Genomic DNA, 13,796 nt, shown 5'->3' with positions numbered 1-13,796 from the left:
TTGCCTTCCAGCCAGTGCCGTCCCTACCCACAGAAATCATGTGATGCGTCGTACTCGACCCGCAGCGCCCTGCACGCGGCTCGGCGCGGAGGGGGCATGAAGAGTCGGAATCAGGTGGTGCTGGTCATCGCGGCGTTGCTGTTTTTGCTCGTCACGGTGATGGAGTGGATGTTCCCGTTGAATGTCGTGGGGGCATTCGGATTTGTGCTGCCGATTCTGTTGGTGGCCACGGTGCGCAATCGTGGACTCATGATCGTGACCCTGGCCCTGTGCATCCTCGTGACGTTCGTCGGTCTCTTCCAACCGGCCAAGAAAAAGGAACGGTTCACGACGGTCGTGTTCAATCGCATCATGGTGGTATGCGTCCTAACCGGCGTCGCCTATATCGGCGTGACGTGGGAGGAGCGCAAGGCCCGCGAGGAGGCAGCCCAGGCTGCCTTGGCCACGCAGACGGAACACCTCCTGCGGGCGAACACCCAGCTGGTAGAGATCAAGGACAAACTCGCGCGGTCGGAGAGGTTGGCCACGGTGGGGCAGTTGGTGGCCTCGGTGGCGCACGAGGTCGGAACGCCGTTGCATTCTATCGCCTGGCATGTCGAAGCGTTGGCGGAGGAGTCGGGCGTCACTCCGGAGATGCACAAGCGTATCGGCATCATCGAGGAACAGTTGAATCGTGTGGTGCGGATCATTCAAGATCTTCTCTCCTCCACCAGGCAGCGCAGGCCGGAGCCGACCTGGTATCCGGCTGAACGCCTGATTGAGCCGGTCATGGCATTGATGGAACCGGGATATCATGCCAAGGGGGTGGTGCTTCACTCGAAGGTGTCCCCGTCGCTGTTGGTTTGGGCCGATCCCGAGAAGATCCATCAAGTGTTGGTCAATCTCCTCACCAATGCGTTAGCCGCGACCGGGACAGACGGGCAGGTGACGGTGACTGCAGCCATACGGCCGGCCTCGGGGGATGAACGCGAGCGCGCCGCATGCACAGGCCGATCCGATCTCGAGACCGTGGTGACGCTCGTCGTGTCCGATTCCGGGTGTGGAATGCCACGGGACGACGTGGAGCGTGCCTTTCAGCCCTTTTTTACGACTAAAGCGATCGGGAAGGGAACGGGCTTGGGGCTGTTCCTGAGTCGCGAGGCGGTCGTTGCCCATGGCGGAGATCTGACGCTGGAGAGTGAATTGGGAACGGGGACGGCGGTGACGGTGGTGCTTCCCGGCATGCCGTCGGAGTCGGTGGCAACGTAGGAGCAGAACGCTGATGAGCCAGGCAAAACTGTTTGTGGTCGACGACGATGAGGCGGCGCGGACCTTATTGGCCGAAGCGCTGGCGAAGGAAGGGTACGAGGTCGAAGCGTTTGCCAGCGGTCAGGCTGCGGTAGAACGTGGACGGCAAGCCCAGCCGGACGTGGTCTTGACCGACATTCGAATGGAGCAGGGTGACGGATTCCTGGTGCTGAAGGAATTCAAACGGTTTAGTCCGGATACGTCCATCGTGTTGCTGACCGCGTTTGGTTCGTTGGAGGGCGCGATCGAGGCGATTAAGCAGGGCGCGTATGACTACCTGGCCAAACCCTTCAAGCGAGATGATATTCGCCTGGTCGTACAGCGGAGTTTGGAACATTGCCGGCTCGTGCGGGAGAACGCCCGTTTTCGCGACGAGGCGCGAGCCCGCGAACCCTGGTCGCACTTGGTGGGCAGCAGTCCGGCCATGTTGGAGGTGTACAAGCTCGTGGCTCGTGTGTCCGATGGGCGCAGTACGGTGCTGATCGAGGGGGAAAGCGGAACCGGGAAGGAATTGATTGCGCGGGCGGTGCATCTCAACAGCCCGCGTCGTGATAAGCCATTCATTCCGGTGAACTGCGGGGCATTGCCTGATCACCTGCTTGAGTCTGAAATGTTCGGATATGAAAAGGGGGCGTTTACGGGAGCTGTGGGATCCAAGGGAGGATTGTTTGAAGCTGCCAACGGCGGCACCTTGTTTCTTGATGAGATCGGGGATCTCGGTCAGGCGCTGCAGGTCAAATTGTTGCGTGTGATGCAGGAACATGAGGTGCGGCGGGTCGGGAGTACCTCGTCGGTGAAGGTCGACGTACGCATTATTGCCGCGACCAACCGAGACCTGGCTGCTCAGGTGAAAGACGGCAAGTTCCGCGATGACTTGTATTACCGCTTGAACGTGGTTCGGATCGCGCTGCCATCGTTGGCCGAGCGGCGGGAAGACATTCCGATGCTCGCCCACCATTTTCTGCAGAAGTATGCCAAGCAGGCGACGCACGTGCGTGGTTTTATGCCTGAAACCATGGCCCTTCTCAGGCGCTATCATTGGCCGGGAAATGTGCGGGAGTTGGAAAATGCGGTTGAGCGGGCCGTCTCCCTTAGTCATGGGCCGCTGTTGTTGCCTGACGACCTCCCTGAGTCGATCCGTGCTGAACCGGATTCATCGATGGTTCACAAAGGGAGTGACGGGGACCCGGATCCCGAAGCCTTATTGACCTTGGACGAAGTCGAAAAGCGGCATCTCTCTCGGGTGCTCAAGGAGACGCGGGGAAACAAAGTCAAAGCGGCGAAGATTCTCGGGATCGATCGGCGAACGTTGTATCGGATGGCGGAGCGGTTCGGCTTGGATTTCGGCGATGAGGGGGAGGAGAAGTAGCCCGAGGCTACAATAATCGAAGTACGTTCTTGATTCGCCGAATTTCATTCGCGGCGCTTTGGGGCAGGGGCGTTTCCGCATCTTCCCATGTGTCGAAGAGGCCGTCTTTCCCACGGTGAAAGACCTGGAGCCGCAGCCGGGTCGTGGTCTCATCCTGTGGAACAACCCGCGCTTCCACCCGGCTCTTACCGACACCGAATCTCCATCGCAGCAACCAGTTCCACGGACTGCTGACCTCCCGCCTCATTCCCGTCGTCACATTGCCGGTCTCGTCCTCATCGACCGAGTAGCCTCCTTGCGTGAGGACATCGGCGACGGCAGCTTTCACCTGATCGGCAGGGGCCTGAAGCGTCACTTCCATCACGTCCGGTTCCGGAGTGGGATGGGCAGTGGCACAACCGGCAATCGCCGCGATGAACAGGATGGCCGCCGTGCGTGGCCGTCTCCAACTCATTTGGGCTTACCTTCTTGCAGCCGATAGACCATGTGTGTGTCCGTCTGATCGACACCGGGAATGGCATGAATTTTTGCCAACACCAGCTGAGTCAAGGCGTCTTGATGGGGAATTTCCACGATCGTGAAAATGTCGGGCTTGCCCCAGCAGGGGTCGATTTGTTTGATCTCTTTAATGTCCGACAAGGCTTTCACGACGTCGGCGGTCTGGCCAGGATGGACATTGATCAAGACGTAGGCTCGGTCGGGCATAGAAGGGATTCTCCCTTGAAGTGGTGTGGCGCGGACGAGCGCGTCCCACGGGTCGAAACCTATCGGATTGCTCCGGATGAAGTCAACAAACCCTGCGCTGAATCAGCGGCGCGGGGCCGTTATTTCGGCGCGACGAGGACTTCGACTCGATACCGTGGCTCGGCGGTGGTCAAATCGGCTTCCAGCCCACGTGGGTTTCCCACTCGGCCCTCCGGATCGTAGATGAAGCACACCAGGGTGGCGGCATCCGGTCGAGCCGCGTAATGACTCTTGTCCGCTGCAATCTGCTCGGCCAGATCCTTGCTCGACAGGCCTGAGCGGGTTTGTTTGACGACCACCACTGTCTTCCCCCAGTCGAGAAGATAGCTGGTCCGCTGTGTGCCGTTTGCATACGGTGGCGACCAGTCATCCGTGCCGACCTCATCAAACTGCAGGCGCAGGAGCGCGTAAAAGAGGTCTTGGAGATCGTATTCGTCGTTGATTTCCAGCGTTGGGCGATATTCCTTTCTGAGTCGCAGCTGGCGAGCGACCAGGTGAAATCGCGCGCACACCCTTCTCAACACCTCGAGGGTTCCGCTTTCTTCTTGGGCCTTTGCTGGAGCCGTGGACTGACTCGGCGCGGGCGTGGGTGGTTGGACCTGTGGGGCCATTTGCGCCACGGCTTGGGGAGTGGATGTCTCCTGTCGAGGTGTGGGTGTGGTACCGGTTGGTTCCGGCATCTGAGTGGGCGGAATCATGTGGCGCACTTCGGGAGTCGGCACGAGTCCTACGGTGCTCGTCGGTGCAGCCACCGGTGGGGCAGCGGCCGGTGGTGGCGTAGAAATGGGAGTGGATGTCGACAACTGGGGAGTGGTGACGATTGGTGCCGGTTGAGCGGGTGTCAAGGATTCCGTGCTGGCAACCGGCGAGAGCTTTGGGCGCAAGGTCGTGTGTGGAACAGGCGGAATGGTTCCTGAGGGAATGGCCCTCGCCGTCGGTGTGACCGGAGGGAGTGTTCCCGTAGGGATCAATGCCTCTGAGGCCGTGCTTGTCGTGGAACTGGTCGTTGAGGACGGCGTGGTCGGGGCAGCAGTGGTGGCGGGCACCGGTGACGCGACCGACGGTTGGGGCAGGGCAACCTGCGAGACGACTGCGGTCTCAACTGAGGCTGAATTGCCAGACGGTGCTTGCTGAGTTGGCCGAGGGCGTACTGTGTCACGCGAGGGCTGGGGCGCGACTTCCATGACCGGCGGCGGTGAAGCTGGAGCGACAATCGGTGCGGGTGTGATGCTTGGGGGAACGGCCGAGAGAGACGGGCTGATGGTGGCGGCCGCCACCGTAGTAGGCGCAGGGGCACTGGGAGTAGGTACGGGTATTTGCGGGGCAGGACTCGGCGCGGGCTGGGCTGTCGTGGAATCAGGTGGAGTGGCGTGTGGAACCACTGTCAGTGACGGACGATCGGGTGCTGGCGAGACGACGGCGATGATTTCGTCAGACTTGGGACCAAGCAACTCGGCTTTCTGAATCTCCAGCGCCGCGATGAATTCCTTCAGGAGCGCAGTGCTGTGCGTGGATTCCGCACGAGTGCCGACCTTGAGTTTGTGGTTTTTGTGTGTCTGATATTCGGGCGATTTTTCGCCGAACAATCGCCGAATCGTTTCACGAAAAGAGAGCTCGGTTCTTGCGCGGACGGCTTCCCGGTATGGAAATCCGTCTCGGCTCAGATCGTCGATCTGAACGCTCAATTCCCGGAGCGTGGCAATGCCGCGGGTGAGTTCTTCGACGACTTGTGGCTTGGTCCGGCTGCGTACGGGTTCGGTGGCTTTTGCTCGTGCCATGCGACGTGCACCTCTGGTGAAAAAGTCTATCCGAGGGAGTGTGACCTGACAAGCAATCCCTGCTTTTCGTCGTCGCAGCAGGTAGGCGTGGGCGCGTGACGGCTCTCAGTCAACCCACTCGACGTCGCCCTTGTCCGTTGAGGAGGACTTCGTCGGAGCGGGTGCGGCCGGAGGGCCGGCCAGTGTCTGCTGGACCAGCATGAGCAGGGCTTCGCCGGTAAAGGGTTTTTTCAAGAAGGGCAATTCCTCCCGGATGAGGCCGCGACTGTGTAGGTCGGCTCCCGGAGTACTGGACATCAGAATGATGCGGATATCTCGTTTGTTCTCCAGTAGGCGGTCGACCATTTCAAGACCATTGACACGGGGGTAGGGATTCTTCTCAACGGAGAGTTGGAAGCCGGGGGGTGGGAGGAAGATGTCGGTGACGACGAGATGGATGGGTGTTGGGTGTTCCGCGTATAGCCTGAGCGCTTCGGCGCTTCCTGGCGCCTTGAGTACAGTATATCCGTGATCCTGCAGTGGTTTTGACGCCAGCAGCAGGGTTGAAGGATCGTCGTCGACGAGGAGGATTGTCGAGCGTCGTGCTGTTTCCGTAGCCATGCCAGTCTCCTTCCGAACGATTGTGCGTGCCGCACCGTCAGAATCGGGGATGTTGCTCCTTCAGCCGCTCGTATTCCCGTTGCTCGCATGCTCCAGGCTTAGGACGTAGTGCGTCTGGAACCTCCGCGAAACGGAGTGAGCAATAGCGCTGAGCGGCTCGACGGCGTTCCTGATCCTGCTGTTCTTCGAGTTGTTGGAGTCGAGTCGTAAGGTCGATGGTTGGCAGATCATTGCCGATGGTCGGCGCCTGCAGTGCTGGCGCCGTGGACTCGTCACTGGATCGTGGATGCGGGCCGTTCAGCCGCCATCGTGTCAACACATCATCCTGGTTGAACACGATGGTTAGTCCGAACTGCGCATAGTCCCAAATCAGTTCGCCTTGCTCCGGTCGCGCCCAGATCGATCGCGGCAATCCGTAACGGCTCCAGACCTCGTCACGCAGCATCCCCACGCGAGGCGTGAGGTTTCGGATGGCCGTGGCTTGCGCAAGGATCGGGGAGATATCTGCCGGTTTCCCAGGCGTTGCGTGTTTTGCGAGCGATTCCAACGCGGTCCTGGGTGCTCGCAGCAATCGCCACACGGTCACAAAGCCCTGGGCACAGTCCGCAGGACGGGCGTCCTCAAAAATCATTTGCGTGTCCAATGGAAACCCTTCGATCTCTTTGGCGCGGGTGAAATTTCTGACCTCCTGGACTGCGGCGAGGTAGGCACGTTGACGTCCTTCTTCAATCGAAGGGGCACAGGAGGAGCGGCCGGTAAAGAAGACATCGTCTCCGAAATGAAACAACGCTTGCTCTGTCCAGAACGGGCGATTGTCGGCAGCGCGCGTGGGTAGAGGGAAGAGGAGCGAGAGGCATAGGATCAGAATGAGCAGGCGATAGGGCATACGTGTCCCCGGCCGGGAATCGTGACGTGTGTCACCCGGTTAGTATAACGCCTGGGGAGGAAAAATCGAGAGAAAGAGCACGTTTGTGCGCAAGCAGGGGGCGTGCGTGAAATTCGCTAATTGTTCATTGATGGTGTGAGGTTCTCTCGGCCGGAGGAGGTCGGGTTTGTCGAGGGTCTGTGGGTGTCAGTGATCATGACACCGGACCCCCGGGGGCACACATTATCCGGCGCCGTCGCCCCAGGATTGCGCATGCCCCATGCTGTCGCTAACGCATGGCAGGTGAGTAGGCTAACGCCCTCCTCAATGTTGCTGAACCGTTCCGTGGATTGAGCCTTTCCGCTCCACTCGATTTCCCCGGTATTCACATCCACTGCGCGTAGGGAAATGGTGGCCGAATACACTCGTTGGCTATGAGGAAATCCGTTGCTCCAATCGAGTGCTTCCCAAGAGCCCACTTCGGCGTTGCTGAAAACTACTAGGCGGGCACCGACCAGTTTGGCCATTCGGAGTACATCGGTTTCGAGGTATTGATATCCCGACAGGTTGACTTTCTGGTCAGCTGCCGTCTGAAGAACCTTCGTTTGGTCTACCACCAACAGCCCTTTTTTCAAGAGCCAGGTGCTGGCGCTCTGAGCGGTATCGGGGCGCCCGCCCCAGACGACGGCCCGTGTATAGGGCGCGGGCAGCTTGGAATGGAAGCCATCAGTCGTGGGAGTTTCCACCAGGGTATATCCATGGCACCCGGCCGTTGCGAGGAGGAGCAGAACCAAACTACTGAATAGATTCGCCGGCTTCCTGGGTACGTTGGGAAGGGATTTGCCTCGACCGTTTGCCATGAAATGCATCTCTATCAAGAATGGCTCTCGCAGCGTGCAGGGCACGTATCCGCTAGTTCCGCCACAGTATACATGACCAATTCTACCTACGTCTGCTGTATTCGTCGAGTCCATTGGGTACTGGCGTGGTCTCGATATACCCTTACCTACTTAGGCGCACCAAGTGAGGAGCGCGTGTCGGCGGTAGATCTGTTCGACAAACCGGGGGCCTGAACTATCGGTAGCGGGTGAGTCGTGGGAGGGGGCGGATACTGGCCTCGCAAGGCGGCGGCTCTGCTCATGGCGGGCAGAGCCGCCGCAGGCTTACAGGATTTCGACCTGCGGAAAGGCGTTTTGCTCGCCCTTCTGCTGAGGGCGGTCAGCCATGATCATCAGCTGGAAGGCGACGATCGGCAGCAGTGCATAACCTATGAGGAGCAGCGGAAACTCAATCATGATGTGGACTCCTTTTGTTATGTGGAGCCTCCACTGCAAGCTCAGTACCGTTGTTCTGAGTTGCGACAACCTATTGATTCTGCTGATAACTCATGTGTCATGCTTCGCAAATATCCGGTCAGGGGCCAAAATTCGAGGGAGAGAACTGTGCAATGAGAACATTTTGCGCTGAGCCTGAAGGCCTAAGGGTGATCGTACGAATGGCCGGCGGTGTGTGCGGAATGCTTTCGAGGGCATCGAACGTTAGGTTTGTGAAGCTGAGCACAGCACCGTTCCCGAGAGTATCTGGGGATCAAGGCTGGCAACCCGCTGAAGGAGAGGGCCTGAGGCATCAGATGCAGCAGGGGATGATGTCAGATGAACGAAACGCAGGCGAGCTGGTTGGTGCCCCCGACACGAATTGAACGTGCGACCCGCGGTTTAGGAAACCGCTGCTCTATCCAACTGAGCTACGGGGGCGTTGTCGTACGATACTGAAAGCCGGTGAGATTGTCTACAGCGAGGCATGCCTCCGAAGGGCATGGTCACCTTCGGAGGCGCGTCGGAGATCGACTTGGAAGTCAGATTACCGCTGGTTGGCCTGGTCGCGCTTGCAGCTCTCTTCGGCCAGCATCCGCTGCCCAACCGACCCGTCTTTCGGGATGCGCGCCATGCAGGCTTCCAAACTATCGCCGGCAGCACCGGCCGCGGCGCGGTTCCCGCTCTTCGCTGCGGCGTTACCCGCAATGGCTTGGCGGAGTGTTTCGTCTCTCTTGCAACTTTCTTCGGCAATCATGCGCGTCCCCGCCGTGCCCCCGGATGGAATGCGGCTCAGGCAGGACTGGAGGGAGTCGTACGCTTGCGTGGCGGCTGCTTTCATCGATCCACTCGCCGATGCGGCTTGCGTCGATCCGCTGCTGGTCATGGTTTCTTCCGTCGCACAGGCACTCAGCAAGAGCAGAGATAAGGACAGAACAACGGCACCGTGGAAACGCGAGTACATCATTGAAGGATCCTCCTTGATCAAGAGCGATGGGCGCACAGTAGCATATTCCTCCTCTTCCTGGAAACACCTCTGGTAGCGTTTAGTGGGATGTTGCCGGGACGCTGGCAAGCAGTGCCAACCGGGAAGGAATCTGGGTCAGGAGGTCGGGGCGCACCTGAAAGATGCCTGGGATTCGGTGGCCGATGGCATAGAGGAGCCCGCCGGATTGATTGCCGAGGGCGAGGCGTCCCGCAACACGGCCGTCTTTTCCGGTGGCGACAAATTCCGCGACCGGGGCGACCAGTCCGTAAGGCGCTAACGGGCCAACTTGTTTGAGGACACGTTCTTCGGCTGGAAGATTGACGATCCGGCTGACCAGCAGATCAGTCACGTCTTGCCGCAGTTTTTCGGTCGGCTGATCCTCGAGCATCCATCCGTCCCGGTCATGAACCAGAGTGTATTGTTCCTCGCGTGTTTTGATGGAGAGCAGGGCGATGTCGCTAGTCTCTACCCCGAGTAGCCGCTTGTCCTGAAGCGCGAACAGGTCTTTGGTCAATTCCTTAATAATAGAGGGACTGATTTTGTAGATGGGACCTTCTGCCGCGGTTTGCGCATAGGCTTCGCCGCTGGCCGGATCCGGTTGAAAGAGGCGAATGATTTGGTCGGTTCCGGCTGCGTGCACGGTGACTTTCACCTTGGGCTTGGTGAGTAACGGCGCGAGCTGTTCTCGCTCAGGACCGGGATCAACAATGGCCAGGGCCTTGAGGTCTTCCAATCGAAAGAGGAGCGCCTGGACTTCCGTGCGATCGGCCTCAGCCTCGATCGGGTAACGGATCTTCCACTTTTTCTTGGGCTTCTCCTCAATTCCGTACAGCACGATTTCCGTTGTGGGGTAGGTCAGACGGAGTTGCTCCGCCTCCTGTTGATTGAATTGCAACAATTCTTTCCGCCGGAACGACAGAAGCGTTCGGTTCAGAAAGTCCTTTGGGGCCAGGTCGGTTAGGAGCACAGCCTCGTCCGACGCTCTCAGGACATACAGTGTCGAGGAGAGGGGGCCGGCGTCTCCGATCGAGAGCGTTTCGTTGCGATCCCCAGCGGTCACGGTCACAACGGTGGATGGGTGATCCAGACCGAACGGCGTCAACGAGACCGGATGGGTTTCGACCAGCCGCGAGACTTTCCCCGTCACGAGCGCACGGACGAGGGCCTGGACCTGGCGTTGATCAGCGTCGGTTTGAATCGGCGCAGTGATGCCCCAGGGGCGGCCGGGTGTCTGGCTGAGTACGACTTCCCCGGAATGGCTGCGGACGCGTAAGGCGGTGATCTGGGCTTGCTCAAACGGCAGGATTTGCTTAGCCTGGGTGGCGCTGACGAGTTCTGTGCGTTGTTCAGGCAGTTCGACGAAGTAGAGGTACAGGCCAAGCCCTGCAAGGACGCCTGCCAAAAGTACTGTCGGCCAATAGCGCGCCATGACCTAGAGACGACGCCGCTTCCGCCAGACCAGGAGGCCGCAGAGCACGGTCATGGCCGGGAGGAAGATGACCTGAACGTAGAGCAGAATCCGCTCCTGGAGCGGGTTGGGCGTGAACGGTCGAACCGCCGGGTCTTTTGGTGTGAGCGAAATGAGGTCGCGTTCTTCCGAGAGCCATCCGACCGTGCGTTGAAAGAAATCGCTGTTTCCGACGAAGTTAATGAACCCGTTGCTGGCGAAGGCGGAATTGCCGACGACAACGACGGCGGGACGTGGCTTGCCTTCCTCGGGAGCTTGCTTAGGGGTTAAGGCGGCGGCCAGCGCCAACGGCCCTTGCACATCTGCTTTTTCGTCATAGCTGACGACCCGACCCTTCATATCGGTTTCTGCCCAGCTTCGTGGTGATGTGCGCGCCAAGGGCACGTAGTCCCAATCCTTTCCCTGCTCTTCGTGAAAAATCAGATGGCGGGCCAAGGGAAACAAGACCGCGGCGGTGAGTTCGTGGGTAATTTCATGGTCGGTAAACGTGCGGACCAGTAGCGCCGTCAGGTCGCCCTGTGCGAGCCGGTCCTGTAGATCGACGAGGACTCCCGGCCCTAGTTCCAGCCCCCAGACTTTGAGCAGGTCATCCATGTTCGATTGCGTGTCCGGATCGAGCAACATAAGGAGGTGGCCACCCTGCGCGACGTAGGCTTGAATCCGTTCCTTCTCTTCCTTGGTGACGGCGCGTCGGGGGCCTGCGACGATCAAGACATCTGTGTTGCCCGGTACCGATGGTTCTTGCAGCAGCGTGACGGTGCCGACGTCGTAGCCCTGCTTCTCCAAGACTTCCTTGGTGAGGGCCATTCCACCGCGGTCTTTGTCTTCCAGGCTTCGTTCGCCATGACCTTCCAAAAAGACGATGCGCTTTTTTGCGTCCTTGGAGACCCGCACGAGTGCGCCGGTGATCTCTACTTCTGCCGGCGAGGTAATGCGAACCGATTGCGGGCCACTTTCGAAGATGGCCACGTCGGTGCGGGTGACGCCGTAATTCTGCGCGACTTTTGGCTGGCGCTCCGGGTCGATGAATTGAACGGTCAACTTGGGACTGGCTTGCCGATAGCTGTCCAAGCGTTCCTTATAGGCTTGGTACCCGGGGTCTTTTTCCCGCGTAAACACGGTTACGCTGATCTCTCGCGGGAGATTGCGCAGGACGCGATAGGTTTCGGGGGCGAGCGTGTAATTTTGGTTTTCGGAAAAATCCCAGCGAATCGAGTGCCGGACGGCGAGGAAGTTTACGATGCCCACAATTGCCAGAAAGAGCGCGACCATCAGCGCACTGTTGGCGCCCAGGCGTGTGGATCGTTGGGACGAGAATCGTTTGAGGCGATCAAAATGAGTGGCAAGTGCCCAGATCAGAGAGGCGAGCGCAAGGCCTTCCAAGAGCGTGACCAGCCACAGCTTATCCGGAGCCAGGGAGTACGCAATCACACCGGCGATAGCTAGACCGGTGCCGATCGCGCCGATGGGAAGGGGGGTGCGCGTCATTTCCATCGTGAGGCATCCACAATGCGGTGGGCAAGGAACAGCATCAGCACCGTTCCGCTCACGTAATACACCAGGTCTTGTGTATCGATCAGGCCGCGAACTAAATGGTCGTAGTGCTCCATGAAGGACAGGTAGGAGACCACCTGCCCGGCGGGGGTGTCTCCTAGGAGCGAGCCAAGTCCGGCCAGCAACCAGCACATGAGCAGCAGCCCGAAGCTGGTGAAGGCGGCCACAATTTGATTTTCGGTAATGGAGGAAGCAAAGAGGCCGACAGCTAGAAAAAACCCGCCCAGGAGCGTCAAGCCGAGATAGCCGGTGAGCACGGGATACCAGTCGAAATCGCTAAAGAGAGCCAGTGTGAGGGGAACCAGGGTGGTGAGCGCCAGCATCCCGATGAAGACAAGGTAGACGCTGATAAATTTCCCGACGATGATTTCGCTGACCCGTATCGGTGCGGTCATCAGAAATTCAAAAGTTCGAAGCTTGCGCTCCTCGGCCAGCAGTCGCATGGTGAGGATGGGTAAGATCAACAGCAGCACGAACCGCATGCTGGCAAAGAGGTTGCGGAAGACGAGGTCGTTCAGATTGATCTGCGCGGGGCCGCCTTGCATTTGCGTCAACTGGATGGCTTGCGCTCCTGTAAACACAATATAGAGATAGGCGAGGAATCCGAAGGTCAGCAGGAACACCCCGCCCACAACATAGACGATCGGGGAAACGAAATAGGAGCGCAATTCCTTCCTGATGATGGCGTGAACGGGTGGCATCAGCTATGGTGCTCCCCTCCCGCCGTCTCGCGTGGTTCGGATGGTGCGTCCTCGCGCTGAGTCAGCCGAAGGAAGACGTCCTCAAGGGTCATGGAAAGTGGTTTCAACTCGAGCAGTCCCCATCCCTGTCCCACAGCAAAACTCGCAACTGCTTCCCGAATGTCGAGACCGAGCGCACATTCGATGAGAATCGTGTGGGGATCGGCGGTCGCTAAGACATGTTCAACTCCCGCGACGGCGCGGAACCGTTCCAGCACATTGGCGGGTGGGGCCTTGAGCGTGACGCTGATTTTTTCCGACCGGCGAAGTCGGGCAGAGAGTTGGTCCGGGGTATCCTCGGCGACGATGCGTCCGCCATTGATGATCACGACGCGCTGACAGACCGCCGTGGCCTCCGGAAGGATGTGCGTGCTCAAGATGACTGAGTGTGAGCCGGCTAGACTTTTTATCAATTCTCGGATTTCAATGATCTGCTTCGGGTCGAGACCGACGGTCGGTTCGTCCAGAATCAGGACGGGTGGATCGTGAATCAGCGCTTGTGCGAGTCCGACACGCTGTCGATAGCCGCGTGACAGGTTGGCGATGAGTCGGTGTCGAACGGAGCCCAAGGCCAGCCGCTCCATCACGCGATCTATGGCTTTGGTCAACTCTGCTCCACTAAATCCCCGAAGCTTGCCGACGAAGTCCAGATATTCGGCCACCGTCAATTCTTGGTACACCGGGGGGGTCTCGGGGAGATAGCCGATACGTTTCTTGACCTCCTCCGGCTGCTCCGCGCAGTCGAAGCCCGCCACCTGTGCGGTGCCTTCTGTCGCAGGAATGAAGGAGGTGAGAATCCGCATGGTGGTTGTTTTCCCCGCGCCGTTCGGTCCCAAAAAGGCCAGAACTTCTCCCTTGTCGACGCGAAAGGTCACCCGGTCGATCGCCGTAAGGTGCCCATACCGTTTCGTGATGTTGCGAACTTCGATCATGCAGTCGGAGCTGACGGCTGGATGGGTGTGAGTCCTGCTGATTGTTAACGTGGCACGTGGTGTGGCAATTCGTGCGTGATCTTACCGACCGTCCCGATTGCAGTCAAGAGATGGACGCGTGCCGCGCATGACGACGGTAGGAGAGAAAGCTTGTTCAT

General features: G+C 59.1%; 13 protein-coding genes and 1 tRNA gene. 2 read left to right on the top strand and 12 right to left on the bottom strand.

The features are described from left to right. Positions 1-96 precede the first annotated feature (96 nt). On the top strand, positions 97-1,248 hold the full coding sequence (locus JNL86_13735; GenBank protein MBL8043971.1) for a hypothetical protein: 1,152 nt from the start codon (positions 97-99) through the stop codon (positions 1,246-1,248). Positions 1,249-1,261: 13 nt separating this feature from the next. Continuing rightward, the gene (locus JNL86_13730) at positions 1,262-2,656 is read left to right on the top strand and encodes a sigma-54-dependent Fis family transcriptional regulator (GenBank protein MBL8043970.1); all 1,395 of its coding nucleotides are present in this window, start codon (positions 1,262-1,264) and stop codon (positions 2,654-2,656) included. A 7-nt stretch (positions 2,657-2,663) separates the two neighbouring features. Here JNL86_13730 and JNL86_13725 read toward each other — a convergent pair whose 3' ends face one another. From JNL86_13725 to JNL86_13670, 12 genes are all read right to left on the bottom strand, one after another. Continuing rightward, positions 2,664-3,110 carry a hypothetical protein gene (locus JNL86_13725; protein ID MBL8043969.1) on the bottom strand — a complete coding sequence of 149 codons (447 nt, stop codon included), beginning with the start codon at positions 3,108-3,110 and terminating at the stop codon, positions 2,664-2,666. Beyond that, positions 3,107-3,361 carry an Lrp/AsnC ligand binding domain-containing protein gene (locus JNL86_13720; GenBank protein MBL8043968.1) on the bottom strand — a complete coding sequence of 85 codons (255 nt, stop codon included), beginning with the start codon at positions 3,359-3,361 and terminating at the stop codon, positions 3,107-3,109. The genes JNL86_13725 and JNL86_13720 overlap by 4 nt, the downstream gene beginning before the upstream one ends. 119 nt (positions 3,362-3,480) lie before the next feature. After that, complete coding sequence (locus JNL86_13715; GenBank protein MBL8043967.1) at positions 3,481-5,178, bottom strand: hypothetical protein; 1,698 nt, start codon at positions 5,176-5,178, stop codon at positions 3,481-3,483. Positions 5,179-5,283: 105 nt separating this feature from the next. Next, a complete protein-coding gene (locus tag JNL86_13710; GenBank protein ID MBL8043966.1) occupies positions 5,284-5,778 on the bottom strand; it encodes a response regulator in 495 nt (164 codons plus the stop codon). Between the two features lie 37 nt (positions 5,779-5,815). Next, the gene (locus JNL86_13705; protein ID MBL8043965.1) at positions 5,816-6,664 is read right to left on the bottom strand and encodes a hypothetical protein; all 849 of its coding nucleotides are present in this window, start codon (positions 6,662-6,664) and stop codon (positions 5,816-5,818) included. Between the two features lie 116 nt (positions 6,665-6,780). Continuing rightward, entirely contained in the window at positions 6,781-7,503 is a 723-nt protein-coding gene (locus JNL86_13700; GenBank protein MBL8043964.1) for a hypothetical protein, read from the bottom strand. Between the two features lie 817 nt (positions 7,504-8,320). Beyond that, positions 8,321-8,397: transfer RNA gene (locus JNL86_13695), tRNA-Arg, on the bottom strand. Between the two features lie 106 nt (positions 8,398-8,503). After that, positions 8,504-8,923: a hypothetical protein gene (locus tag JNL86_13690; protein MBL8043963.1), complete on the bottom strand. Its 420-nt coding sequence runs from the start codon at positions 8,921-8,923 to the stop codon at positions 8,504-8,506. A 79-nt stretch (positions 8,924-9,002) separates the two neighbouring features. Continuing rightward, positions 9,003-10,373 (bottom strand): DUF4340 domain-containing protein, encoded by a 1,371-nt coding sequence (locus tag JNL86_13685; protein MBL8043962.1) that lies wholly within the window; start codon positions 10,371-10,373, stop codon positions 9,003-9,005. A gap of 3 nt (positions 10,374-10,376) precedes the next feature. Continuing rightward, positions 10,377-11,906 carry a GldG family protein gene (locus JNL86_13680; protein MBL8043961.1) on the bottom strand — a complete coding sequence of 510 codons (1,530 nt, stop codon included), beginning with the start codon at positions 11,904-11,906 and terminating at the stop codon, positions 10,377-10,379. Further along, a complete protein-coding gene (locus JNL86_13675; GenBank protein ID MBL8043960.1) occupies positions 11,897-12,667 on the bottom strand; it encodes an ABC transporter permease subunit in 771 nt (256 codons plus the stop codon). Before JNL86_13675 ends, JNL86_13680 begins: the two co-directional genes overlap by 10 nt. Then, complete coding sequence (locus JNL86_13670; GenBank protein MBL8043959.1) at positions 12,667-13,638, bottom strand: ABC transporter ATP-binding protein; 972 nt, start codon at positions 13,636-13,638, stop codon at positions 12,667-12,669. The genes JNL86_13675 and JNL86_13670 overlap by 1 nt, the downstream gene beginning before the upstream one ends. Positions 13,639-13,796: the final 158 nt, after the last annotated feature.

Origin of the sequence: Nitrospira sp. (genome assembly GCA_016788885.1) — a bacterium.
In the GTDB taxonomy this organism is placed as follows: Bacteria; Nitrospirota; Nitrospiria; order Nitrospirales; family Nitrospiraceae; genus Nitrospira_A.
The sequence above is the reverse complement of the archived record's forward strand: the minus strand, read 5'-3'. Positions and strand labels throughout refer to the sequence as shown.

Coding starts and splice junctions, on each gene's coding strand:
- JNL86_13735 (MBL8043971.1), top strand. CDS start 97: ATGAAGAGTCGGAATCAGGTGGTGCTGGTCATCGCGGCGTTGCTGTTT.
- JNL86_13730 (MBL8043970.1), top strand. CDS start 1,262: ATGAGCCAGGCAAAACTGTTTGTGGTCGACGACGATGAGGCGGCGCGG.
- JNL86_13725 (MBL8043969.1), bottom strand. CDS start 3,110: ATGAGTTGGAGACGGCCACGCACGGCGGCCATCCTGTTCATCGCGGCG.
- JNL86_13720 (MBL8043968.1), bottom strand. CDS start 3,361: ATGCCCGACCGAGCCTACGTCTTGATCAATGTCCATCCTGGCCAGACC.
- JNL86_13715 (MBL8043967.1), bottom strand. CDS start 5,178: ATGGCACGAGCAAAAGCCACCGAACCCGTACGCAGCCGGACCAAGCCA.
- JNL86_13710 (MBL8043966.1), bottom strand. CDS start 5,778: ATGGCTACGGAAACAGCACGACGCTCGACAATCCTCCTCGTCGACGAC.
- JNL86_13705 (MBL8043965.1), bottom strand. CDS start 6,664: ATGCCCTATCGCCTGCTCATTCTGATCCTATGCCTCTCGCTCCTCTTC.
- JNL86_13700 (MBL8043964.1), bottom strand. CDS start 7,503: ATGGCAAACGGTCGAGGCAAATCCCTTCCCAACGTACCCAGGAAGCCG.
- JNL86_13690 (MBL8043963.1), bottom strand. CDS start 8,923: ATGATGTACTCGCGTTTCCACGGTGCCGTTGTTCTGTCCTTATCTCTG.
- JNL86_13685 (MBL8043962.1), bottom strand. CDS start 10,373: ATGGCGCGCTATTGGCCGACAGTACTTTTGGCAGGCGTCCTTGCAGGG.
- JNL86_13680 (MBL8043961.1), bottom strand. CDS start 11,906: ATGGAAATGACGCGCACCCCCCTTCCCATCGGCGCGATCGGCACCGGT.
- JNL86_13675 (MBL8043960.1), bottom strand. CDS start 12,667: ATGCCACCCGTTCACGCCATCATCAGGAAGGAATTGCGCTCCTATTTC.
- JNL86_13670 (MBL8043959.1), bottom strand. CDS start 13,638: ATGATCGAAGTTCGCAACATCACGAAACGGTATGGGCACCTTACGGCG.